General features: G+C 68.6%; 22 protein-coding genes. 12 read left to right on the top strand and 10 right to left on the bottom strand.

Annotation, left to right across the window (positions count from 1 at the left end; all coding sequences use genetic code 11):
- Positions 1-147 precede the first annotated feature (147 nt).
- On the bottom strand, positions 148-327 hold the full coding sequence (locus ABTX24_RS27380; protein WP_350844161.1) for a hypothetical protein: 180 nt from the start codon (positions 325-327) through the stop codon (positions 148-150).
- A gap of 17 nt (positions 328-344) precedes the next feature.
- Between ABTX24_RS27380 and ABTX24_RS27375 the strand changes: the two genes are divergently transcribed.
- Positions 345-959 (top strand): hypothetical protein, encoded by a 615-nt coding sequence (locus ABTX24_RS27375; protein ID WP_160024452.1) that lies wholly within the window; start codon positions 345-347, stop codon positions 957-959.
- Here the strand turns inward: ABTX24_RS27375 and ABTX24_RS27370 are convergent.
- Positions 930-1,574: a TetR/AcrR family transcriptional regulator gene (locus tag ABTX24_RS27370; protein WP_350844159.1), complete on the bottom strand. Its 645-nt coding sequence runs from the start codon at positions 1,572-1,574 to the stop codon at positions 930-932. The two genes, ABTX24_RS27375 and ABTX24_RS27370, sit on opposite strands and share 30 nt — an antisense overlap.
- Positions 1,575-1,656: 82 nt before the next feature.
- Here ABTX24_RS27370 and ABTX24_RS27365 point away from each other — a divergent pair, with 82 nt between their 5' ends.
- Positions 1,657-3,066, top strand: a complete 1,410-nt coding sequence (locus ABTX24_RS27365; RefSeq protein ID WP_350844157.1) for an amidase — start codon at positions 1,657-1,659, stop codon at positions 3,064-3,066.
- A 6-nt stretch (positions 3,067-3,072) separates the two neighbouring features.
- Here the strand turns inward: ABTX24_RS27365 and ABTX24_RS27360 are convergent, their stop codons facing one another.
- On the bottom strand, positions 3,073-4,461 hold the full coding sequence (locus ABTX24_RS27360; protein WP_350844155.1) for an aspartate aminotransferase family protein: 1,389 nt from the start codon (positions 4,459-4,461) through the stop codon (positions 3,073-3,075).
- A 117-nt stretch (positions 4,462-4,578) separates the two neighbouring features.
- Between ABTX24_RS27360 and ABTX24_RS27355 the strand changes: the two genes are divergently transcribed.
- The 5 genes from ABTX24_RS27355 to ispG all read left to right on the top strand — a co-directional run bounded on the left by ABTX24_RS27355 (position 4,579) and on the right by ispG (position 12,075).
- Positions 4,579-6,021 carry a gamma-aminobutyraldehyde dehydrogenase gene (locus tag ABTX24_RS27355; RefSeq protein ID WP_350844153.1) on the top strand — a complete coding sequence of 481 codons (1,443 nt, stop codon included), beginning with the start codon at positions 4,579-4,581 and terminating at the stop codon, positions 6,019-6,021.
- Between the two features lie 143 nt (positions 6,022-6,164).
- Positions 6,165-8,201, top strand: a complete 2,037-nt coding sequence (locus tag ABTX24_RS27350) for an acyltransferase family protein (protein ID WP_350844151.1) — start codon at positions 6,165-6,167, stop codon at positions 8,199-8,201.
- A 220-nt stretch (positions 8,202-8,421) separates the two neighbouring features.
- Complete coding sequence (gene dxr, locus ABTX24_RS27345; RefSeq protein WP_350844149.1) at positions 8,422-9,531, top strand: 1-deoxy-D-xylulose-5-phosphate reductoisomerase; 1,110 nt, start codon at positions 8,422-8,424, stop codon at positions 9,529-9,531.
- Positions 9,528-10,886, top strand: a complete 1,359-nt coding sequence (locus ABTX24_RS27340; RefSeq protein ID WP_350844147.1) for a M50 family metallopeptidase — start codon at positions 9,528-9,530, stop codon at positions 10,884-10,886. The genes dxr and ABTX24_RS27340 overlap by 4 nt, the downstream gene beginning before the upstream one ends.
- A 22-nt stretch (positions 10,887-10,908) precedes the next feature.
- Complete coding sequence (gene ispG / locus ABTX24_RS27335; RefSeq protein ID WP_350844145.1) at positions 10,909-12,075, top strand: flavodoxin-dependent (E)-4-hydroxy-3-methylbut-2-enyl-diphosphate synthase; 1,167 nt, start codon at positions 10,909-10,911, stop codon at positions 12,073-12,075.
- Between the two features lie 155 nt (positions 12,076-12,230).
- Here ispG and ABTX24_RS27330 read toward each other — a convergent pair whose 3' ends face one another.
- From ABTX24_RS27330 to ABTX24_RS27305, 6 genes are all read right to left on the bottom strand, one after another.
- The gene (locus tag ABTX24_RS27330; protein ID WP_350844143.1) at positions 12,231-12,695 is read right to left on the bottom strand and encodes a hypothetical protein; all 465 of its coding nucleotides are present in this window, start codon (positions 12,693-12,695) and stop codon (positions 12,231-12,233) included.
- Positions 12,695-12,844 (bottom strand): hypothetical protein, encoded by a 150-nt coding sequence (locus tag ABTX24_RS27325; RefSeq protein WP_350844141.1) that lies wholly within the window; start codon positions 12,842-12,844, stop codon positions 12,695-12,697. The genes ABTX24_RS27330 and ABTX24_RS27325 overlap by 1 nt, the downstream gene beginning before the upstream one ends.
- A gap of 175 nt (positions 12,845-13,019) precedes the next feature.
- The gene (locus tag ABTX24_RS27320) at positions 13,020-14,057 is read right to left on the bottom strand and encodes a viperin family antiviral radical SAM protein (protein WP_350844139.1); all 1,038 of its coding nucleotides are present in this window, start codon (positions 14,055-14,057) and stop codon (positions 13,020-13,022) included.
- Positions 14,058-14,217: 160 nt separating this feature from the next.
- Entirely contained in the window at positions 14,218-15,240 is a 1,023-nt protein-coding gene (locus ABTX24_RS27315; RefSeq protein ID WP_350844137.1) for a type I phosphoribosyltransferase, read from the bottom strand.
- 223 nt (positions 15,241-15,463) lie between these two features.
- Positions 15,464-15,877 carry a hypothetical protein gene (locus tag ABTX24_RS27310; RefSeq protein ID WP_350844135.1) on the bottom strand — a complete coding sequence of 138 codons (414 nt, stop codon included), beginning with the start codon at positions 15,875-15,877 and terminating at the stop codon, positions 15,464-15,466.
- On the bottom strand, positions 15,874-16,029 hold the full coding sequence (locus ABTX24_RS27305) for a hypothetical protein (RefSeq protein WP_160024439.1): 156 nt from the start codon (positions 16,027-16,029) through the stop codon (positions 15,874-15,876). Before ABTX24_RS27305 ends, ABTX24_RS27310 begins: the two co-directional genes overlap by 4 nt.
- 222 nt (positions 16,030-16,251) lie before the next feature.
- Between ABTX24_RS27305 and ABTX24_RS27300 the strand changes: the two genes are divergently transcribed.
- The 4 genes from ABTX24_RS27300 to ABTX24_RS27285 all read left to right on the top strand — a co-directional run bounded on the left by ABTX24_RS27300 (position 16,252) and on the right by ABTX24_RS27285 (position 20,710).
- Positions 16,252-18,255 carry a hypothetical protein gene (locus ABTX24_RS27300; RefSeq protein ID WP_350844133.1) on the top strand — a complete coding sequence of 668 codons (2,004 nt, stop codon included), beginning with the start codon at positions 16,252-16,254 and terminating at the stop codon, positions 18,253-18,255.
- Positions 18,239-19,018 carry an SDR family NAD(P)-dependent oxidoreductase gene (locus ABTX24_RS27295; protein ID WP_350661654.1) on the top strand — a complete coding sequence of 260 codons (780 nt, stop codon included), beginning with the start codon at positions 18,239-18,241 and terminating at the stop codon, positions 19,016-19,018. The genes ABTX24_RS27300 and ABTX24_RS27295 overlap by 17 nt, the downstream gene beginning before the upstream one ends.
- Positions 19,019-19,134: 116 nt before the next feature.
- Positions 19,135-19,797 (top strand): hypothetical protein, encoded by a 663-nt coding sequence (locus ABTX24_RS27290; RefSeq protein WP_350844131.1) that lies wholly within the window; start codon positions 19,135-19,137, stop codon positions 19,795-19,797.
- A 67-nt stretch (positions 19,798-19,864) separates the two neighbouring features.
- On the top strand, positions 19,865-20,710 hold the full coding sequence (locus ABTX24_RS27285) for a GNAT family N-acetyltransferase (protein WP_160024435.1): 846 nt from the start codon (positions 19,865-19,867) through the stop codon (positions 20,708-20,710).
- 3 nt (positions 20,711-20,713) lie between these two features.
- On the opposite strand, the gene ABTX24_RS27280 is transcribed toward ABTX24_RS27285, so the two are convergent.
- The gene (locus ABTX24_RS27280; protein WP_350844129.1) at positions 20,714-21,652 is read right to left on the bottom strand and encodes a hypothetical protein; all 939 of its coding nucleotides are present in this window, start codon (positions 21,650-21,652) and stop codon (positions 20,714-20,716) included.
- Positions 21,653-21,811: 159 nt separating this feature from the next.
- On the opposite strand from ABTX24_RS27280, the gene ABTX24_RS27275 reads away from it, so the two are divergent.
- Positions 21,812-23,572, top strand: a complete 1,761-nt coding sequence (locus tag ABTX24_RS27275; protein ID WP_350844127.1) for a proline--tRNA ligase — start codon at positions 21,812-21,814, stop codon at positions 23,570-23,572.
- Positions 23,573-23,579: the final 7 nt, after the last annotated feature.

Genomic DNA, 23,579 nt, shown 5'->3' with positions numbered 1-23,579 from the left:
GGACCGCCGAAGGCGGCCGGCGAAGCCGGCGCCCGAAGGGCGTCCTTGACGCCGGTCCAGATCGAGAAGACCCTCCAAGAACGGGTCGGCGGCCCCACGCCAACCACAAGAAACAGTCAGCGACAGAGCCCAACCAGAAAAACAGTCCTAAGCCGCCGGATGCTCGTACGCCTCCGCAACCCGCTCGCGGAGCTTCGCGTGGATCTCCTCCGGCGTGCGCTGCGTACGCTGGCGGTGGTTGCGCGCAATGATGACGCCTGTCGCGGTGACACCGGCCAGTCCGGCGAGACCGACGATCTTCCACACGCGTGCACTGCCGAAACTCATAGGACCCCCTGCTCACGATGTCTGATGACACCACTATCTCCCTTGCCGACGCCGTGGACCAGACCCGGACCGGTGATCTGTGGCTCTTCCGCGGGCGTTCGGTCGCCGACCGGGCGATCCGGATGCTCAGCAACGCCCCGGTCAACCATGTCGGGATGGCGGTGGTGCTCGACGACCTGCCGCCGCTGATGTGGCACGCCGAGCTCGGCAAGGGGCTGCTCGATCTCTATACCGGCACCCACCACCGTGGCGTACAGCTCCATGATCTGCGTGCCGCGGTCGAGCAGTGGGCGGGGCGCTACGAGCAGCAGGTCTGGCTGCGCCAGCTGACCGCCGACATCGACCGTCAGCGCGAGGACGCGCTGCTCCGGACGATCGCCCGGCTCGACGGCACCCCGTTCCCCTCGACCGCCGCGCTGGCCGGACGCTGGGCGCGGGGGAGAGTGCGCTCGAAGGCAGGCCTCGAGCAGGTCTTCTGTGCCGAGGTCGTCGCCGCGACCTACCAGGAGATGGGCCTGCTCGACGACGAGCGCCCGACCAACTACTACGACCCGGGTCGATTCTGGTCCGGCGACCACCTGACCCTGCAGGACGGCGCGGTCCTAGGTAGTGAGGTACGCGTCGTCGGCTGAACTGCGGCCCGCGAGGCGGAGGGCGACGGAGACCTCGCCGCTCTCGACCAGGGTGCCGATGACGAGCGCACGGAGCCCGCGAAGCAGCGCGTCGGGGTCGACCAGGTCGGGTGCCGCGAGGGCGTGCAGCAGGTAGCCGTGCACGAGGGCGAGCACGGAGCCGGGGTCGGTCCGGGTCGCGCCCGCCACTGTCGCCGCGCGGTCCGCGACGGCACGACCGGCGGCGAGCGCCTCGGCCACCACCGGGCGGAACTGCGGTTCGCGGGCGGCGTGGAGCAACCCCTCGAGGAAGGCGAGCGAGTCGGTCGGCGGGGACATCAGCGCCGCGGCGAACGCCTCGGCCATCGCGTCGGTGCCGGACTCCGTCGCGGCGAGCTCGTCGGCGAGCGTACGCAGCCGGGCGACGTCCTCGGCGACGCCCGTGCGCATCGCTTCGGCCGCCAGGTCCGTGATCGAGTCGAAGAAGTAGCCGACGGTGGCCAGCGGTAGCCCGGCACGCTCGGTCACGGCCCGATGGGTGACCCCGGCGATGCCCTTCTCGGCGGCCACCTCGATCGTGGCGCGGACGAGGGCGTCGCGTCGCTGCCTGGCGCTGTCACCGTGCCGTCGCTTCATGCGCAGAGTGTTTCACGCGAGCCGACAAGAAGTCTGGAAGATCTTCTAGACTTTTGCGAGCCGATCCAGCACGCTGTCCGACATGACCGCACCGGCCCGCGTCCACGCCTTCACCGATGACGCCCTCGGAAACCACGACGCCGTCGAGCTCGCCCGCCTCATCCGGGCGGGAGAGCTGAGCGTGGCCGAGGTCGAGGCGGCGGCCGTCACCCGGCTGCGACATGTGGCCCCGGGGCTGCACGCGATGGCGTACGAGGCCTATGACGCGCCGCGTCGTGCGGACGCCGACACCGGCCTGCTCCATGGCGTGCCGACCCTGCTCAAGGACAACACCGACCTGCTCGGGATGCCGACCAACCACGGGTCGGAGGCGTTCCGGGCGCGGCCGGCCACACACGACGGGCGATATGCGACGCAGTTCCTCAGCGCCGGGATGACCGTGCTGGGCAAGAGCCGGATGCCCGAGTTCGGGCTGAACGCGACCACCGAGTTCCGAAGCGGGCCGCCGACGCCCAACCCCTGGAACACGCGCCACTCCGTCGGGGCATCCTCCGGCGGGGCGGCAGCGCTGGTCGCCGCCGGAGCCGTGCCGATCGCGCACGCCAACGACGGCGGCGGCTCCATCCGGATTCCGGCCGCGGCAGCCGGACTCGTCGGGCTCAAGCCGAGCAGGGGAAGGCACATCGACGGCGAGATGGCCCGCACCCTGCCGATCAACATGATCAGCGAAGGGGTGGTGACAAGGACGGTACGCGACACCGCGACCTTCCACGCCGCGCTCGAGCGGCACTGGCGCAACCCGGCGCTGCCGCCTCTCGGGCTCGTCGAAGGCCCCGCCCGGCGGCGCCTCCAGGTCGCGATGATCATCGAGTCGGTGACCGATGCCGTCGTGGACGCGCCGACGAAGGCGGCCGTTGAACGCACCGCGACCCTGCTGGAGGAACAGGGCCACAGCGTCGAGCCGGTCCCGATCCCCGTCGACGCGCGCTTCGGCGACGACTTCCTCAGCTACTGGGGTCTGCTCGCCTTCCTCGCCGGCAACCTCGGCCGCCTGACCATCGACCGCACGCTCGACCAAGGCCGCCTCGACGGCCTCACCGACGGCCTGCGTCGCGCCTTCGCCTCCGGCGGCTGGCGCCGTACGCCGGCCGCGCTGCTCCGCCTGCGGGGTGCGGCGGCGGCCTACGCCAAGGTCTTCGACCATCACGACGTGGTCCTGTGCCCGGTCGTCGCCGGCGTCACCCCGCCGCTGGGTCATCTGTCCCCGAACGTGCCGTTCGAGGACCTCGTCGACCGGCTCCGTCGTCACGTCGCGTTCACGCCGCTGCAGAACATCACCGGTGCGCCGGCGATCTCGCTGCCGATGGGGCTCAGCGAGGAGGGGCTGCCGATCGGCGTCCAGCTCTCCGCGGCGTACGGCGACGAGCGGACGCTCCTCGAGCTCGCCTATGCCCTCGAGGAGCAGTCGCCGTGGCCACGCATCCAGCGGTGAGCAAGGTCAGAGCATCGTCGAGGCCTTCTCCAGCACCCGGCGCAGGATCTGCTCCATCTCGTCGAACTCGGCCTGGCCCACGGTCAGCGGCGGGGAGAGCTGGATGACCGGCTCGCCGCGGTCGTCGGCGCGGCAGTAGAGGCCCTCGGACCACAGCGCCTTGGAGACGTACCCGTAGAGGATCCGCTCGCACTCCTCCTCGGTGAAGGTCTCCTTGGTCGCGCGGTCCTTGACCAGCTCGATGCCGTAGAAGTAGCCGGTGCCGCGTACATCGCCGACGACCGGCAGGTCCTTCAGCTTCTCCAGGGTGGAGCGGAAGGCGGCCTCGTTGCGGCGTACGTTGCCGAGCAGGTCCTCGGCCTCGAAGAGGTCGAGGTTTGCCATCGCCACAGCGGTGGAGACGGGGTGACCGCCGAAGGTGTAGCCGTGGTAGAAGGTCTCCTCGCCCTCGAGGAAGGGGGCCATCAGCCGGTCGGAGATGATCGTGGCGCCCAGCGGCGCGTATCCCGAGGTCAGCCCCTTGGCGGAGGTGATCATGTCGGGCACGTAGCCGAACCGCTCGCAGCCGAACATCGTGCCCAGGCGCCCGTAGGCGCAGATGACCTCGTCGGAGACGAGCAGCACGTCGTACTCGTCGCAGATCTCCCGCACCCGCTGGAAGTAGCCCGGGGGAGGCGGGAAGCAGCCGCCCGAGTTCTGCACCGGCTCCAGGAAGACCGCGGCCACGGTGTCGGGGCCCTCGGCGCGGATCACGACCTCGATCTGATCGGCGCACCAGCGTCCGAACGCCTCCGGGTCGCTCCCGTCCATCAGTCCACCGGTGATCTCCGAGGCCCGGTAGATGTTGGTGTTCGGCACCCGGAAGGTCGAGGGGACCAGCGGCTCGAACGGCGCCTTGATGTCGGCCAGGCCGGTGATCGACAGCGCTCCGTGCGTGGTGCCGTGGTAGGCGATGTTGCGCCCGATCACCTTGTGCTTGCCCGGCTTCCCGCGCAGCTTGAAGTAGTTCTTGGCCAGCTTCCACGCGGTCTCGACGGCCTCGGAGCCGGAGTTGGTGAAGAAGACCCGGTTCAGGTCGCCGGGGGCGAGTGAGGCCAGCCGTGCGGCCAGCTCGATCGCCGGCTGGTGCGCGTAGGACCACAGCGGGTGGAAGGCCAGCTGCTTGGCCTGCTCGGCGCCCGCGTCGGCGAGCTCCGCGCGGCCGTGGCCGACCTGGGAGACGAAGAGCCCCGCGAGACCGTCGAGGTAGCGGTTGCCCTCGATGTCGTAGATGTAGGCGCCCTCACCCCTGGCGATGATCGGCACGTCGGCCTCTGCGTAGCTCGAATGCCGCGTGAAGTGCATCCAGAGATGGTCCTTGGCGTCGCGCTGCAGCTGCTCGTGGTTGCCGGTCATGACCCAATGGTCACCCACCGCCTCTCGCTTTCGCAAGCGAATCAGTAGCAAAGCAGGAATTCCCCTTCGGATTCAGTTGTGACATCCCTGTTACGAGAAGGAGTTAGTCTCTACCGCATGGCTGACCAGACCTTCAGGAACGTGATCGGCGGCGAGCTGCGTGAGGCCGCCGACGCCGCGACGTACGACGTCGTCGACCCCGCCACCGGCGAGGTCTACGCGCAGGCGGCGATGTCGGGGGAGACCGACGTCGACCAGGCGTACGCAGCGGCCGCATCGGCCTTCGAGACCTGGGGCGAGACCACACCCCAGGAGCGCAGCCTGGCTCTGCTCCGGATCGCCGACGCGATGGAGGCCCGGGCCGAGGAGCTGACCGCCGTGGAGGTCAAGGACACCGGCAAGCCGTTCCAGCTGACCCTGGAGGAGGAGCTGCCTCCGACGATCGACCACTTCCGCTTCTTCGCCGGCGCCGCGCGGACCCTGGAGGGGAAGAGCGCGGGGGAGTACCTCCAGGACCACACCTCCTGGATCCGTCGCGAGCCGATCGGCGTGATCGGGCAGGTCACGCCGTGGAACTACCCGCTCGCGATGATGTCGTGGAAGATCGCCCCGGCCCTGGCCGCCGGCAACACAGTCGTCCTCAAGCCCTCCGACACCACCCCGGCCAGCTCCGCGCTGCTGGCCGAGATCGCTCAGGAGTTCCTGCCGCCGGGCGTGCTCAACCTCGTCACCGGCGACCGCGACACCGGCCGCGCGCTGATCCGGCACAAGACGCCTCAGATGGTCGCCATCACCGGCTCGGTGCGTGCAGGCATGGAGGTCGCCGCGACCGCGGCGCAGGACGTCAAGCGGGTCCATCTCGAGCTCGGCGGCAAGGCGCCGGTCATCGTCTTCGACGACGCCGACATCGACAAGGCGGTCGCCGGCATCGCCGCGGCGGGCTACTTCAACGCGGGCCAGGACTGCACGGCCGCGACCCGGGTGCTGGTGCAGGAAGGCATCCATGACGAGTTCGTCGCGGCGCTCGCCGAGGCGGCCCGCAGCACCACCGTCGGTCTTCCCGGCGACAACACCGACGTCGGCGCGCTCAACAACCCCGGCCAGCTCGCCCGGGTCGCGGGCATGGTCGACCGCCTCCCGGACCACGCCACGATCGCGGCTGGCGGGGCGCCGGCACGGGTCGAGGGCGGTGAGAACGGCTACTTCTACCAGCCCACGGTCTTGGCTGGGCTCCGTCAGGACGACGAGCAGATTCAGCAGGAGATCTTCGGTCCGGTGATCACCGTGCAGCGGTTCGCCGACGAGGCCGAGGCGCTCAGATGTGCCAACGACGTCGACTACGGCCTCGGGTCGAGCGTGTGGACCACGGACCACGCCACCGCCCTGCGGGTCAGCAAGCGCCTCGACTTCGGCGTGGTGTGGATCAACACCCACATCCCCTACATCTCCGAGATGCCCCACGGCGGCTTCAAGCACTCCGGCTACGGCAAGGACCTCTCCGTCTACGGGTTCGAGGACTACACCCGGATCAAGCACGTCATGTCCTTCATCGGCGAGTAATCCGCTAGACAAACGTGTGGGCGTGCGACCCTCGATGTGCGGGCCGGTGGCGTCCGTGAAAGCATCGAGCGCCGTTTCGCGTACCTCCGCGACTCGGACCCAGCAATGGAAGCAGCCGAACCCCCACACGAGGTGCACCCCACATGTCAGCCAAGCAGTGGCGGACAGATGTCCAAGGTCTCCGGGCCGTTGCCGTAGGCCTGGTCGTCGCTGCCCACGCGGGCATCCCGCACACCGAGGGCGGGTTCGTCGGCGTCGACGTCTTCTTCGTCCTCTCCGGCTTCCTGATCACCACCCTGCTGCTGCGCGAGGCTGACACATCGGGAACGGTCAGCATCCCGCATTTCTACGCGCGCCGCGCCCGCCGGATCCTGCCGGCAGCCACTCTCGTCATCCTGGTCGTCCTGGCGTACGCCGCCTGGCAGCTGCCCACCACGAGGCTCACCGACGCGGCCACTGACGGCACCTGGGCGGCGTTCTTCCTGGCCAACGTGCACTTCGCGGCCGAGGGGGTGCAGTACTTCCAGCCCAGCGAGCCCTCGCCCTTCCAGCACTACTGGTCGCTCTCGGTGGAGGAGCAGTTCTACCTCGTCTGGCCGGTGCTGGCGCTCCTGCTCATCCCGCGGCTCGGACGCAAGGGCTTCACCGTCGTCGCCGCGGTGATCGCGGTCGCGAGCCTGGCCTGGTCGATCTACGCCACCGGCGAGAACCCGACCGCCGCCTACTTCTCCACCCCGGCGCGCGCCTACGAGCTCGCCGCCGGCGCGCTGCTGGCCTGCTGGGGCGGCCGGCTCAAGGGCGCCGCGAGCATCGCCGCCGGCCTCGGCGGAGCCGCGGCGATCCTGGTCGCCACCGTCGTGTTCAGCGAGGCCACCCCGTTCCCCGGCTGGCAGGCGCTGGTGCCCACCCTCGGCACGGTCGCGCTGCTCGCCTCCGGCGCCAACGCCCCGACCGCGAAGCTGCTCGCGATCCGCCCGCTGCGGTATGTCGGCGACATCTCCTACTCCCTCTACCTGTGGCACTGGCCGCTGATCGTTCTCGCGCCGGAATTCCTCCACCTCGGCAATGCCGCGCTCGAGATGACGGTCGCGGTCGCTGCGGCGCTGCTCCTCTCCGCCCTGAGCCACCGCTTCATCGAGCTCCCGTTCCAGCGCAAGCAGGTGCCCATGTTGTCCCACGGGCTGCGCTCGTTGGCCCTGTGGCCGGCGGCGCTCGTGCTGGCGGTCGGCAGCGGCTGGCTGACGACCGGCTATGCCGCGTACGCCGAGAAGGAGCGGGCCGACGAGGCGCAGGCGTGGTTCGCGGCCAACGAGGTCCCCGACACCGCTGCCGAGACCGGCGGCCCGCCGCAGGTGCAGCGCGAGCTCCGCGCCGCCCTCGACATCGCCGACCGCGGTGGCCCGATCCCGCCTGCCGTGCTCGGCGAGGAGATCACCGAGGACCGGTGGCAGAAGTCGTACGGCGACTGCTACGCCAACTACGGAGACACCCGCGGCACCGACTGCACCCTCGGCGACACCGACGCGAAGAAGACCGTCGCCGTCGTCGGCGACTCCCACGCCGGCATGTGGCTGTCCGCCTTCGACGGCCTCGGCAAGGAGAACGGCTTCCGGGTCGTGCCGGTCGTGAAGGTCGGCTGCGCCCCCTATCCGGTCCAGCACCGCGGCAAGAAGATGACCCAGGCCGAGTGCGACGACTTCCGCGACTGGTCCGCGGACCGCCTCGAGCGCCTCGACCCCGACACGATCGTCTCGACGGCTCGCGGTCAGCTCTTCATGCCGAAGACGTACGACGGGATGGACCGTGACGAGCAGTGGTCGCGCGCGGTGCGCAGCACCGTGAAGGCATATCGGGAGATCTCCCGCAAGGTGGTCGTCCTCGGCGACGTGCCCAAGGTCGACCAGAACCCCGCCGACTGCATCAGTGCCCCCGAGGCCGACCAGAGCTCCTGCCTCAGCGACCCGGACTCGCGGGAGACCAGCAGCAACGAGCTCACCGAGGCGGCCCTGAAGGGCACCGAGGCCGCGTACGTCGACACCCAGCGATTCGTGTGCGCCGATGACCGTTGCCCGCTGGTCGTGGGGGAGAAGGTCACCTACTACGACGACTCGCACCTGACCGAGTCCTGGGTCCGCCACGTCACGCCGCGGCTCGGCGTCATCCTGGCGCCGCTGATCTAGCTGGCCCTGGTCTGACGGGGATTTAACTGGGACGCCCGTTTTGGGATTTGCCTTTACGTGCATCTTTGTGGCTTAATTGTGACCAGACGTTGCAAAACGTTTCATGCACAGCCCTGGACCCGTGGGGGAGTCCGGGGCTGCTGCTATTTCACCGGCGTTTTTCCGGTCCGCAGCGGCCGCCGCTTGGCGCCTTCTCAGCCTCTGCTGGGAAGATGGGTGGGTGAATGAGCAGCGACCACGCGACGTGGTGATCCTCGGCTCGACCGGGTCCATCGGCACCCAGGCCCTCGACCTGGTGCGGGCCAACCCGGATCGGTTCCGGGTCGTGGCGTTGACCGCGGGCGGGGCCAACAAGGAGCTGTTCGAGGCGCAGGTGGCCGAGTTCGCGCCCAAGGTCTCCGGGCTGGGGGAGGATGCCTCGGTCGAGGCCGCCGCCCTGCCCGCCGACGTGGTGCTCAACGGGATCACCGGCGCCGTCGGCCTCCGCCCGACACTGGCCGCGCTGGAGGCGGGCAACACGCTCGCCCTGGCCAACAAGGAGTCGCTGATCATCGGCGGTCCGCTGGTCAAGCGGGTCGCTGGGGAGGGGCAGATCGTCCCGGTCGACTCCGAGCACTCCGCGATCGCCCAGTCGCTGCGCGCCGGCCGCGCCGAGGAGGTACGCAAGCTGGTGCTGACCGCGTCCGGCGGCCCGTTCCGCGGCCGTTCCCGCGACGAGCTCGCCCAGGTCACGCCGGCGCAGGCGCTCAAGCACCCCAACTTCGCGATGGGCCGGGTGATCACGACCAACTCCGCCACTCTGGTCAACAAGGGTCTGGAGGTCATCGAGGCCCATCTGCTCTTCGACGTACCCTTCGACCGGATCGAGGTCGTCGTCCACCCGCAGCAGTACATCCACTCGATGGTCGAGTTCACCGACGGCGCGGTCGTCGCCCAGCTCGGGCTGCCGACGATGCTGGTGCCGATCTCGATGGGGATGGCATGGCCCGATCGGGTGCCGGACGCCGAGACGCCGATCGACTGGACCAAGGCCGCCGACTGGCGCTTCGAGCCGCTCGACGACTCCGCTTTTCCCGCGGTACGCCTCGCCCGCGAGGCCGGCACCCGCGGCGGCACCCACCCCGCGGTCTACAACGCCGCCAACGAGGTCTGCGTGGATGCCTTCCACGAGGGCCGGATCCCGTTCACCGGCATCGTGGACACGATTGCGGAGGTGATGGCGAGGCATCACGGCGTACGCTCTGAAAGCACCCTCACCATCGAGGACGTGCTCGCCGCCGACGCCTGGGCGCGCGAGGAGACCACTCGGATCCTGGAGACCCGTCCATGAGCTACTTGCTCTACACGCTGGCCGTGATCGGCTTCATTCTCGCGATCCTGGTCTCGATCGGGCTCCACGAGCTCGGCCACATGATCCCGGCGAAGGCGTTCGGCGGGAAGGTGACCCAGTACTTCATCGGCTTCGGGCCGACGGTGTGGTCCAAGCAGGTCGGCGAGACGGAGTACGGCCTCAAGGCGATCCCGCTCGGTGGGTACGTCAAGATCGTCGGGATGCTGCCGCCCGGTGCCGACCAGCTGGGGGAGCGCACCGAGGACGGCGCGCTCAAGGTGCGCAAGTCCAACACCGGCATGTTCACCCAGCTGATCAGCGACGCGCGCTCGGCCGAGTGGGAGCTGATCCGTCCCGAGGACGAGCCGCGGCTGTTCTACAAGATGTCGTGGTGGAAGAAGGTCATCGTGATGGCCGGCGGGCCCACGGTGAACATCGCGATCGCGTTCTTCGTGCTCTGGGGCGTCTTCGGGATCTACGGGGTCCGCGAGAACGTCGTCGACAAGGGTCATCCGGTGGTCTCGAGCCTGCAGGAGTGCCTGCTGAGCTGGGAGGACCAGGGCCGCGAGTGCCGCGCCAGCGACAAGCCGACCCCGGCCGCCGACGCAGGTCTGAAGCCCGGCGACGAGCTGATCTCGTTCAACGGCACCGAGCTGACCTCGTGGGCGGTCGCCCAGGAGCTGATCCGCGACAACATGGACCGCGAGGCCACCATCGTCATCGAGCGCGACGGCGAACAGATGACGCTGCACACCCAGACCGTCGTGCAGGAGCGGGTCAAGGACCTCGACGACACCAGCGCCGACCCGGAGACCGCGAAGGTCGGCTTCTTCGGGATGTCGCCCGAGTCGCACGTGGTCACGACCAAGGAGGGGCCGGTCTACGCGCTCAAGGAGATGGGTGTGATGGCCGAGAACGCCGTCCACTCGCTGCTGAGGCTGCCGGTCAAGGTCTGGCACGTCGCGCTCGCGATCGTCGGTGTCGAGGAGCGCTCGGCCGACAGCCCGGTCAGCATCGTCGGCGGTGGCCGCATCGCCGGTGAGATCGCGGCCCACGAGGGCCTCGACGTCGGCGAGAAGGTCGCCAGCTTCGCGTTCCTGGTCGGTGGGTTCAACCTGTTCATCGGCATCTTCAACTTCGTCCCGCTGCTGCCCCTCGACGGCGGTCACATCGCGACGGCGCTGTGGGAGGGCATCCGTCGTGCCTTCGCCAAGGTCTTCCGGCGGCCCGAACCGGGACATGCCGACCCGGCGAAGCTGCTGCCGGTGGCGTACGTCGTGGCCTCGGCACTCCTGGTGATGGGTGTTGTCCTGATCGTCGCCGACCTCGTCGTCCCACTTCATCTCCAAGCCTGACCCGCCCGTAAGATTGGTAGACATGACGTCGATCCCCACGCCGACAGACATCGGTATGCCGGAGGCACCCGCCCCGGTGCTCGCTCCTCGCCGCAAGACCCGCCAGATCAAGGTCGGGTCGGTGGGCGTCGGCAGCGAGAGCCCCATCTCCGTGCAGTCGATGACGACCACGCTCACCTCCGACGTCAACTCCACGCTGCAGCAGATCGCCGAGCTCACCGCGTCGGGCTGCGACATCGTCCGGGTGGCCTGCCCGAGCCAGGACGACGCCGACGCGCTGCCCGCGATCGCGAAGAAGTCGCAGATCCCGGTCATCGCCGACATCCACTTCCAGCCGAAGTACGTCTTCGCCGCCATCGAGGCCGGCTGCGCCGCGGTCCGGGTCAACCCGGGCAACATCCGCAAGTTCGACGACCAGGTCAAGGAGATCGCCGCGGCCGCCAAGGACCACGGCACCTCGATCCGGATCGGCGTCAACGCGGGCTCGCTCGACAAGCGATTGCTGGAGAAGTACGGCAAGGCCACCCCCGAGGCGCTGGTCGAGTCGGCCATCTGGGAGGCCTCGCTCTTCGAGGAGCACGGCTTCCAGGACTTCAAGATCTCGGTCAAGCACAACGACCCGGTCGTGATGGTGCGGGCCTACGAGCTGCTCGCCGAGGCCGGTGACTGGCCGCTCCACCTCGGTGTCACCGAGGCCGGTCCGGCCTTCCAGGGCACGATCAAGTCCTCGGTCGCCTTCGGTCATCTGCTCAGCCAGGGCATCGGCGACACCATCCGCGTCTCGCTCTCCGCGCCGCCGGTCGAGGAGGTCAAGGTCGGCATCCAGATCCTGGAGTCGCTCAACCTCAAGCCGCGCCGCCTCGAGATCGTCTCCTGCCCGAGCTGTGGTCGTGCGCAGGTCGACGTCTACACGCTCGCCGAGCAGGTCACCGCGGGTCTCGACGGCCTCGAGGTCCCGCTGCGGGTCGCGGTCATGGGCTGCGTCGTCAACGGCCCCGGTGAGGCCCGCGAAGCCGACCTCGGCGTCGCCTCCGGCAACGGCAAGGGCCAGATCTTCGTCAAGGGCGAGGTCATCAAGACCGTCCCCGAGGCCGCCATCGTCGAGACCCTGATCGAGGAGGCGCTGAAGATCGCCGAGGGCATGGAGCCCGTCGAGGGCGCCGGCGCGCAGGTGTCCGTCAGCGGCTGAGGTGGCTGGATGTTCACCGAGGTAACTCGGTGAACGGTCGCTTCCTTCGTGGAACTCCACGAAGGCAGTGCGCACCCACCGAGTTACCTCGGTCAGCATCCCGTGGCGCAGACGCAAGAAGGCCCGGTCCGAACCGTCGGACCGGGCCTCTTGTCTCACCAGCGCATCAGCCTCGAGACGACGCCGAGGAACCCGAGATAGAGCACTGCTCGGTACGGGTCGGTGGTGGCCACCTGGCCCCAGGCGAGCATCCCCTCGCCCACCTGGTTTCCGATGGCGGTGCCGAACCCGTCGAATCCGCTGTGGGTCCAGACGTGGACGACGATGAACCGGATGGCAGGTGCGCCCAGGAACACGACGAGCGCAGCCTTGACCGGCACGATCCAGGCCAGCGGTCGCGGGGCTCGGGAGACGACTCCGAGGTTGCGGCTGCGAACCCAGCCAGTGCCGCCGTACCGGCGGCCGTCGAAAGTCACCCTGGCCTTGCGCCCATCGGTCGCGATGACGACCCCGTGCCTGCCGCTCCGGACTCCGCGGCCGGCGAGCCGGTCGCTGAACCGAAGCGGGATCGTACGCTGCGCCCGGACCACATCGCCGGGCTGCAGTCGCCTGGCGGTCATCAGCGCCTCACCTCCACGGGAAGGCCTGAGGCGTACGTGGCGCGGGCGACTGCCGAGCAATCGCCCTGATCTGGAGTGAGCAGTTGGCTGATCCCGAAGACGATCATCAGCGTGATGGCGAAGACGACGAAGCTGGACTTGTGGTTCATCGCGGACCCCCTGGCTGGTTTCTACGTTGTCTCGAAAGGAGACACCTCCAGGGTGGCGCTCGTCCGCTCGGGGCACGAGAGGGCAGGACGAAGAATGGATCAGGTCAGGACAGACCGATTCGGTTCCGGGACTGATCCCGGTCTAACTCCGGACGGTCGCTGGACGGAGCATGTATCAAGCATGAACTGGTTTGCGGGACGCTGTCGGTTCGGCAACAGGCTGAGGCGCCGCGGTTGGCGATGAAACGGCGGCAGCAGCGACTTGGGGTTCTGTTAGGTCCACGCTGGGCATGAGTTGGGTGTAGCGAGCGTTGAACTTCTGTTGGTCCCATGGAACCTCGTCCCAGGCGTCCTCGACCGAGACCTCGGTCATTGGGGCTGAGTACTTGTATCCGTTCTCGGGGATGTCGTCGTACCAGAAGAATCGGGCAAGTGGGTCGACCATGGCGTACGAGCCAGTCATCTCGTCGTTGTCCTCGGTCGTGATGATGACGCCCTTGAAATCTGGGCGGTCCGGCACGAACTTCCGCTGTTCTCGCGCGAACTCCCTGAAGTCGTCGTCGCTGATGGCGGTCTTCGAGGAGTAGACCGGGAGCATCTTGAGGATCTTCCAGCGGTCTGGCGCGATCGCCGTGAGAACATTCTCGAAGTCCTCACCCACGTTCAGTTCGCTGACGACGGTGTTCACCTTGATCACTGGTGCGGCGACGTTCCTGTCTTGCGCGGCCTTGCGGACCGCCTCTATGCGATCCGCCACCTTACCGAGGTCGAAAGCATCACCGCTGCGAGTCTTACGCCCGATCTTGAGGTTCGTTTGTGGCAGGGACGAGTCCACGCTGATCCCGACGATGTCTATGTTCCTAACGGTCCATTCAGCGTCGAATTTTCGATGCATAAGCATGAGCCCGTTGGAGACGTACGAGACTCGTGCCTTCAATGTCTCCCGGGCGTACTCGATGAGGTCACCGATGTTAGGGAGCAACGCGGGCTCGCCTCCCACGAAGTTGAACCGGATGAGGCAGTCGGGGCCGCGGTCGAGCCGGAACTTATCGGCAAGATCCGACATGATGCGGCAAGCTTCATCCGTGTCGGCCCATGCGCTTGTCTCTGCGCTGGACTCTTGGAGGAGTCCCCACTTGCCGAAACAGTAGGTGCAGCGGTAGTTGCACCGTTCGGTCACATGAAGGTTGACCACCATCTCGATATCGATCATCGGAGGCTTTCTAGGAGGCAGTGCTACAAGCCAGCCGATTTGGGGGACATGGCATCTGACAAGAGGAAGTTAGCCCCCTCGAAGTCGGATTGAACAGAGATCGTCCGCGTTTCCCAGAAGGACTTTGAAGTTTGGGTAAGGGCCGACGCGTCGCGGCGGCTCAGGCGTGGCGTTCGGCGAGGCCTTCCAGGACTGCAACAAGTTCATTGTCGATCGAGAACGCAGAGTCGAGCGTGATCTCGACGTCCTCGAGCTTGTCGCTGCTGCCGAGGTCGGCGCGGTGGAAGATGCTGAAGCATCGCGTGGTCTGGATACCTTCATGGACGCGCAGAAGGTTGGCCACGCTCGGGACAAGACCGCTCATCACGATGTCATCGACGATGATCGCCTCGATGTCGGTGCCGATGACCGCCCCGATCTCTTCGCCGATGTTGCGCTCGATGGGATAGCCGAAGCGTGGAGGGAGATCGCTGGTGCGAACCATCAGGAAGGGCACACCACAGAGCTCGGCGACCCGACTGCCGACCAGGATGTTTCCTGCACGGGCGGTTGCGATGACTGTCCGCGCGGGATCGAGGCCGCCGACCGCGCGGCGTACCCGACCGGCGAGGAACTGCGCGAGCTCCTCGCGGTAGCGAGGGGAGCACGAAGCGGAGTGCAGATCGATGTAGACGCTGATGGGGCTGCGTTTGTGATAACCGACCGGGAGCGGCTGCCTGGCGACGTAGACATGCTTCGAGGCGATGCGTCGGACGGCCCTGTCGGTGATTCGTTCCTCCAGTACGGGAAGGACGATCTCCGGGGCGAGCTTCACGACAGTGTTGGGCTGCGGGGGCGGTTCCGATGAATGCACGAGTGCCGGCTCGGGTGGCGGCAGCTTCAGGCTCTCGCCACGGCTCGTGGCTTCGGCAATCTCCCAGCGCCGCTCCCACTCACTGGACCACCGAAGGATCCACCGGGTGCGCTCCTCGATGACATAGGTGGGCGGAACCGAGGCGCGCACGATCGCGAGCAAGATGTCGCGGGGGACGAGGTTGGAGTTGGCGGTGACGGCGTACGCGCGACTGTTGCTGATGTTGGCGTCTCGTGCGATCTGCCCGATGCCCCTGCCGGTCCAGTTCTTCACCCACGTACGGAGTTCGCGATTGAGGGTGGCCGGACTGTATTCAGGGTCGAGGGCCATCTCGTCCTCCCCTGAAGTCGCCTCTTCGCGTCCTGGATGAGTCCCGATCCAGTCCCGCCGGAGTCCAGCAAATCTACCGTCGGCGTCTCGGTCGAGCATCCGTTTCGACAGAAGTGGCATTGCCGAGCCCGCGTACGCAGGAAGCCCGGTCCTCAGTCGAACCGGGCTTTCCTTCTTCTGCTCCGAGGCGTCCCCCTGTGTACGTCTCGAAGAGCGTGTGGCCTCACCAGTGCATCAGCCTGGAGACCACGCCGAGGAACCCGAGGTGGAGGAGTGCTCCGACCGGGTCCGTGGTGATCAGGTGGCCCCAGGCGAGTGCGGCCTGGCCCATCTGGTTTCCGAGGGCCGTGGCGAATCCGTCCAGTCCGCCGTGAGTCCACAGGTGGACGACGACGAACCGGATGCCCGGCACGACCAGGAACAGGACGAGTGCGGCCTTGACCGGCAGGATCCAGGACAGCGAGCCGCTGCCGGTGGAGGTCAGGTTGCCAGTGCGCACCCAGCGGGTGCCGCCGCTGCCGTTGAAGCGGACCTTGGTGCGGCCGGCGGCGGTGGCGACGACGACACCGCGCTTTCCGGAGCGGGTGCCGCCGCGGGCCCGGACGGTTTCGCCGGGGCGCATGAAGTTGCTGATCATGACAGCACTCCTTCCGTGAGGACGACGGACACGGACGAGGTGCCGGCGGCTGCCTGGCACGTGGGCGGCTCGGCGCTGAGCAGCTGGTTGAAGCCGAACACGACAAGAAGCGTGACGGCGAAGGTGGCGATGCTGAACTTGTGGTTCCTCATGGTCATCATCTCCTTCAGCGGTGGGGCCCGTAGGTGGGGCCGGCGCTGTCCCTGATGGGGACAACTCCACGGTGGCGGAGGCCACATCCGTCTCGCCAGAGGGCGGGTGGGAGTGGGGACGATGTGAAGACAGTCCCAGGTGAGTTGGGACGTTTCTGGGACAGAAGTGGGACGCCTGCGAGATACTCTCAACCGCGAACGCGGGCGAATCGGTGAGGGGAAATGACCGACGAATCTCTCTCACCAGAGCAGTTCAACGGTGAATTGCGCGCCTGGGTCCGGCAGGTGACCGGAAAAGCTGATGGTGGCGCCGGTGTGGCGATGGCCCGGAGCACCTTCTACCGGCGTACGTCCGGCTCGAAGCTGATGCCGCTCGACGAGCTCATCCGCGTGGTCGGCGGCGCGGTGCCCCGCACCCTCGACCCGGCCCATCGGGGCGAGTGGATCCGGAAGAACACCGGCATCTGGCAGGCGAAGTGGTGGAAGGCGTACGCCTGGCGCGGAGAGGACACCGTGGTGCCCGGGCCCGTGCTGGCCCCGGCCACACCGGCGGCCCCGGTTCCTCCCACCAGCTCCCGGCTGACCTTCCCGCGGGCACGGGTGGCGGCGCTGAGCGGACTGACGACGCAGCAGCCCACGATCCCGCTCATCGAGGCGCTGGGCCGCTGGCTGGGCAACACCGAGTCCAACCTCTTCTTCCTCACCGGCCCCTCCGGCTCGGGAAAGACGGTGGAGACCCGGGAGTGGACCGCCTCGCAGGAGCAGGTGCGCTACATCAGCCTGCGCGACGGCGCGGTCGACTACGGCGCCCTGGTCGACGAGGACCGCTCGCCGATCGTGATCGACGACTTCGACCTGATCTCCTCCAGCGCCGAGGAGCACGGTGTCACCCGCCCCGACCTGAGCGAGCTGCGCTCCGCCTTCGGCCGCGGCGGACGGTTCGTGGTGATCAGCAAGCGCAACCTGCAGACCGAGCGCGACGAGCTCGCCGAACAGCTGCGCAGCCCGGCGCGGCTGGAGGATCTCGGGGTCGAGTCGGCGATGGTCGTACGCGTCGAGCCGATCTCGCCGGTCGAGGTGCGCGCCCTCGGCGAGGAGCGCGGCGGCGACGACAGGCTGCGCAACCTGGCTGCGGAGATGGAGCGCGGCGGCGGGTTCTTCCCCGCGACCCCGATGGTCCTCAAGCAGCTCTACGCCTCCCTCGAGGAGGGCGCTCCGGCACCCCGGACCCAGTGGGACGGCTACACCGTCCATCTCAAGCACGTCTGCGGTCAGCCGTGGGACCGGAAGAGCTCACGCATCCCCAGTCGGGTGCGGTTCCAGACCTACCGCGACATCGCCTGGGACCTGTTCACCGGGATGGACGAGCCGACCTCGCAGGAGCAGGACCTGATCCCGGTCCCGCGCGTCTCGGAGTGGCTCTTCGCCAACCTGCAGCGCGACCTCGACATCACCCGGCAGCGGGACTTCCTGACGTACGAATGGATCGCCGACCTGCTCGACCACTCCGAGGTCTTCGGCGTGACCGGGCGGACCAGGGACGGGGTGGAGTCGGCGGAGTTCGCCCACGAGACCTTCTACCAGTACTTCGTCGCCGAGGGCATCCGCGACCGGCTGCGCGACGGGCACGGGATGGCCCTGGACGGCGCCCGCTTCGCGGACATGCACATGGGGCCGCTGGTGATGACGTTCCTCAAGGCCGGGTTCCAGCCCGGTGACCTGGACGCGGTGGCCCGGCTGAGCGTACGCGAGAGCCTGTCCTGGATGGACCGGCTGATCTGCCTCTATCTGACCGAGGAGCGCGAGGACTATGGCGACCTCCTCGACCAGGCGCCCGAGCGCTACTGGGACGAGCTGGAGTTCGTGCTGGAGGCGTTCCGGTCGCTGTTCCTGCGGAAGGCGGCGATGTTCCAGCTGATCCTGCGCGGCCGGGTTTCGGTCGACGGCTACCTCGAGATCCTGAACCGTGAGGAGGACCCCGGCGCGGTCGCCCGCGAGCGCGACGTGCTCGGCTGGGGCACCGACATCACCGACGCCCTGGTCCATCGGCTGCATCATCCGACCCTCGCCCCGGCGATTCCGATTACCGCGTACCGGCTCGGGCAAATGGGTGATATCACTTGCGTGAGCCATCTCGAGGGTCTCACTGGTCTGCCGCCCGCCCATCAGGACGTGGTGAGGTCGGCGATCCACCGGATCAAGGAGCGCCATGAGCACAGCGTCTGAGTCAGGCACCCCGCCGCGAGCTCCCGTGCTCGTCCTCGGCGCGACCGGCGACCTCGGCAGCGCGGTCGCGCGCCGGCTCAGCGCGGAGGGCACCCCGGTGATCCTGCACGCCTACAGCCGCACCACCGAGCTGGCCTACCTCGCCGACGAGACCGGGGCGGTCGCGCGGGTGGAGGGTGACCTGACCACCGACGACGGCGTGGACGCCCTGGCCGAGACGCTCGCCGGGTTCGAGACGCTGTCGGGGCTCATCAACTGCTCCGGCATCAACCCCAGTCCCGACACGGTCGCCGAGATCGACCGGTCCGAGTGGCAGCTCACCCTCGACCTCAACCTGACCTCGGTGTGGCGCACGGCCTCGCTCGCGCTGCCGAAGCTTCGGGCGGCCAGGTCCGGCGCGGTCGTCCTGGTCAGCTCCGTGTTCGGGATCCGTACGCCGTCGCGACGGGCCGCCTACGGCGTGTCCAAGCACGCGCTGACCGGGCTCGCCCAGGCGATCGCGCAGGAGGAGGAGGGCATCGTCCGGGCCAACGTCGTCGCTCCCGGCCCGATGTGGAGCGAGTCGTCGCGGCAGGTCTTCGTCAAGCACGCCCGCAAGGAGGGGGTGACCGTCGACCAGTACATCTCCTACCGGGCCGCGCGCATCCCCGGACACCGGTTCGTCACCGCCGACGCCGTCGCGAAGGTCTGCGTCTTCCTCGCCTCCGACATGGCCGGTGCGATCAACGGACAGTGTGTCGTCGCAGACGGCGGCGAGTACTGACCGGCGGCGCGCAATCTGCAATTAACCCGAGATGCCACTGATGCGCCGCCGGGCTGTCTAGGCTTCGCCTAGCGCCTCCACACGTCTCTGTTTCCCTCTTCAGACTGGCGACAACGTTGACCAATTTCTGGCTTGCCATCGATCACGCAGACGATGCGCTGTTCCGCACCCCGGACTCCTCCGACATCCGGCCCGACATCCTCGATCTGGTGGCCGACACCCCCGGCTGGGGCATCGTCGTGCGTCCCACGCAGGGCCACGGCGACGTACGCCGCGAGCTCGCCTGCGCCGGGCTCCCGGACATCGAGGCCGTCGGTGAGCTCGTCGTCCCGCAGAGATCGACGGACGCGGTGAAGGTCGGGTTCGACGACCACCAGACCGAGTGCGCGCGGATGGCCCTCGACATCCTGGAGCGTCTCCCCGGCTATGACCGGGTCTTCCTCGAGCCGTACTGCACGACGCCGGGCTGCCTCGAGGATCTGGCCGCTCTCGCCACGCGGTCACAGTGTGGCGGCGTCGTGCTCAAGCTCAAGGTCAACGACGAGGGCCTGGAGAACATCGAGCGGGCCGACCTCGGAAGGGCTTCCTGGGTCGCGCGGTCCGACGGGATGGGCTGGGACGACTTCAGCGAACGGCTGCCGCGGGTCAAGGCGCTCGGCGCCCGTGGCGTGATGGTGGGCCGGGCGGTCTGGGGAGACACCGGCGAGGCCGGCCAGGACGTACGTCTCAAGACCATCCGCGAGCGAATGCACACGATCGAACGCACCTTTGGGATTTGACCAGCGCCTGATCCGGTCCGCGAGCCGGAGGGCGACGTACAACCGGATTGGCCCTAGGCTCGGAGACATGCTGACGACGCGCCAGGGGATCCGCCCGCTGCACGCGGGTGATCTCAGCGCGTTCCTCGACCTGACCGCGCAGGATCCGGTGGTCAACGTGTTCGCGGAGTACCGGGCGCGCACCACCAACCTCGAGCCGCGCTGGCTCGGCGGTGAGATCTGGGGCCGATGGGACGGCGGCGACCTGGTCGCGGCCTGTCACGTCGGCGCCAACCTGGTCCCCATCCAGGCCACCGAGGAGGATGCGTACGCCTTCGGTGAGCGGGCCCGCAGCCGGGTCCGCACGGTCTCGACGATCGTCGGGCGGCAGGCCGCGGTGCGGGCGCTGTGGGGATCGATCGGCGAGTCCTGGGGCACGCCGCGCGACCAGCGCTGGGAGCAGCCGCACCTCGAGCAGCAGCTGCAGAGCCTGGTCGAGCCCGACCCGTTCGTACGCCGCACCGTCCGCGCCGACATGGACGCCCTCTATCCGGCGTGCGTGGCGATGTACACCGAGGAGGTCGGGATCTCGCCGGAGACCGGCGGCGGCCGCGACCTCTACCGTGCCCGGGTGCTGCAGCTGATCTCCCGGGGGTGGTCCTTCGCCCGGATCGAGGACGGCGAGGTCGTCTTCAAGGCGGAGGTCGCCTGCGCGACTCCCGAGGCCGCCCAGATCCAGGGTGTCTGGGTGCCCGAGCACCGCCGCGGCGAGGGCCTCGCTGCCCGCGGCATGGCCGCGGTCTGTGACATCGTCCGCAGCGAGATCGCCCCACGCGTCTCGCTCTACGTCAACGAGTGGAACGCCCCCGCGCGCCGCGCCTACGAGCGGGCCGGCTTCCTCGAGACGGCCCGCTTCTCCACCATCATGTTCTGACCCTCAGGAGTACGCCCGCCAGGCTCGCTCACAGTCAGTGGCCTCGCAGCGCACGAGCCATGGCGTGCCGCTGCTCGGGTGGGACCGCATCAGTATCCGGGTGTTGGTCTCCCAGGCGTACATCCACAGCCCGTTGGGGTTGCGGTAGGTGGTCAGCAACGTGCCGCGGAGGCTGCGGCGGCGGACCACGTCGGCGTGGTTCTCGTGCTCGATCGCGTTGGTCGCGAAACGGGCGCCGTCGGGTGAGAACGACGCGACCGCCTCCAAGCACCCGCGCCAGAGCGTCGTGGCGGGCGCGGTGACGGTCGAGACCACCGAGCAGGCGTCGAGGTTCGACGGGTCCTTCGTGTACGTCGCCAGCCGGTTGGACGCGAAGCTGCCCGCGTAGGCGCTCCTGGAGACGATCGTCCGGATGGTCCCGCTCTTCCAGTCCCACACCATCGTGCGCGGGGTACTGAAGCCACCCACGAGCACACGCGTGCCGCTCGCGTCGACCGGCTCGGGCCGGGTCGCCGCCCTGAACGTGCGGCCGGCGACCGTGGCCGCGGTCGTGGCGTCGCGCACGACGACGCGTACGCCACCGGTGCCCGGGTAGGACGTGTGCAGCAGATAGCGGCCGTCGGCCGAGAGCCGCGCCTTCGCCGAGTAGTGCAGGTTGGCGAGGGTCTTCTGCGAGACGTTGAGCTGCACGCGGACGATCCGGTCGATGTCCCGGTTGGTGACCCGCAGCACGAAGCCGTTCCCGGACCGACCCAGCAGCTTGAACTCGTCGAGGTCGTCGCCCACGAGAGCGACCGGCGTCTTCATGCCGGTGGTCGGATCGACCACCGACACCGACTCGGCCGACGGACGATGCAGATACGGCACCGTCGGACTCTCGCCGACGGGCAGAGGAAGGGGACGTACGTCGACGGTCGGGGCCGCCGCAGAAGCCGGTGTCATCAGTGAGACCGGGAGCATGAGAGCAGCAAGGATGGCCAGGGCCAGTGCCAGTGGGCTGATAGTTCTCATACCCCTTCAGACGCTTGCTCTCGCACCCCGGTTGCAACACACCTTTTACCGGTTCGCGGCAGCGGTCCGGTCAGCCGTACGCTTGCCCGCATGATCGCCCGTATGTCGACCCTGTTCGTGCGGACCCTGCGTGAGGATCCCGCCGACGCCGAGGTCGCGAGCCACAAGCTGCTTGTCCGTGCCGGCTACATCCGCCGCGCCGCTCCGGGGATCTACTCATGGCTGCCGTTGGGCTTGCGCGTGCTCGGCAAGGTCGAGGGGATCATCCGCGAGGAGATGGCCGCGATCGGCGCCCAGGAGGTGCACTTCCCGGCGCTGCTGCCGCGCGAGCCCTACGAGGCGACCGGCCGCTGGACGGAGTACGGCGACGGCATCTTCCGGCTCAAGGACCGCAAGGAGGCCGACTACCTGCTCGGTCCCACGCACGAGGAGATGTTCACGCTCCTGGTCAAGGACCTCTACGGCTCCTACAAGGACCTGCCGCTGGCCATCTACCAGATCCAGACGAAGTACCGCGACGAGGCGCGTCCCCGTGCGGGACTGCTGCGCGGGCGCGAGTTCATCATGAAGGACTCCTACTCCTTCGACTACACCGACGAGGGGCTGGCGGCGGCCTACGACGCCCACCGCGCGGCGTACGTCAAGGTCTTCGACCGCCTCGGGTTCGAGTACGTCATCGTCAAGGCCACCTCCGGCGCGATGGGCGGCTCGGCCTCCGAGGAGTTCCTGGCCGTCTCCGAGGCCGGCGAGGACACCTTCGTACGCTCGCCCGGCGGCTACGCCGCCAACGTCGAGGCGGTCACGACGCTGGCTCCCGAGCCGCTCTCGTACGAGGACGTGCCGGCCGCCCACGCCGAGGACACTCCCGACACCCCGACGATCCAGACGCTCGTCGACCACCTCAACGAGGCGTACCCGCGCGAAGACCGTCCCTGGGAGGCCGGCGACACGCTGAAGAACGTGCTGGTGACGCTGCGTCACCCCGACGGCACCGTCGAGCCGCTCGCCATCGGCCTGCCCGGTGACCGCGACGTCGACATCAAGCGCCTCGCGGGGCAGCTGGAGCCGATCGAGGTCGAGCCCATGGACGACGTCGAGCTGAAGAAGCACTCCTCGCTCGTGAAGGGCTACATCGGGCCCGAGGCGCTCGGCGAGAAGTCCGAGTCCGGGATCCGCTACCTGGTCGACCCGCGCGTGGTCACCGGCACCCGCTGGGTGACCGGCGCCAACGTCGAGGGCAAGCACGTCATCGACCTGGTCGCCGGCCGCGACTTCACCCCCGACGGCACCATCGAGGCCGCCGAGGTCCGCGAGGGCGACCCGGCTCCCGACGGCTCCGGCCCGCTGACGCTGGCCCGCGGCATCGAGATGGGCCACGTCTTCCAGCTCGGCCGCAAGTACGCCGACGCGCTGGGGCTCCAGGTGCTCGACGAGAACGGCAAGCTCGTCACCGTCACCATGGGCTCCTACGGCATCGGCGTCACCCGCGCCGTGGCCGCCATCGCCGAGGGCACGCTCGACGACATCGGTCTCGCTTGGCCCCGCAACGTCGCTCCGTACGACATCCACCTCGTCGCGACCGGCAAGGACGCCGCCGTCTTCGAGGCCGCAGCGAAGCTGGCCGGTGAGCTTGAGGCCGCCGGCATCGACGTGCTCTACGACGACCGCCCCAAGGTCTCGCCCGGCGTGAAGTTCAAGGACGCCGAGCTCATCGGCGTCCCGACCATCGTCACCGTCGGCAAGGGCCTGGTCGAGGGCAAGGTCGAGGTCAAGGACCGCAAGAGCGGCGAGAAGACCGAGGTCGCTCTCGCCGACGCCGTCGCCCACCTCGCCGAGGTCGTCCGCGGCTGACATCACC

Origin of the sequence: Nocardioides sp. NPDC127514 (genome assembly GCF_040302125.1) — a bacterium.
Classification (GTDB): domain Bacteria; phylum Actinomycetota; class Actinomycetes; order Propionibacteriales; family Nocardioidaceae; genus Nocardioides.
The sequence above is the reverse complement of the archived record's forward strand: the minus strand, read 5'-3'. Positions and strand labels throughout refer to the sequence as shown.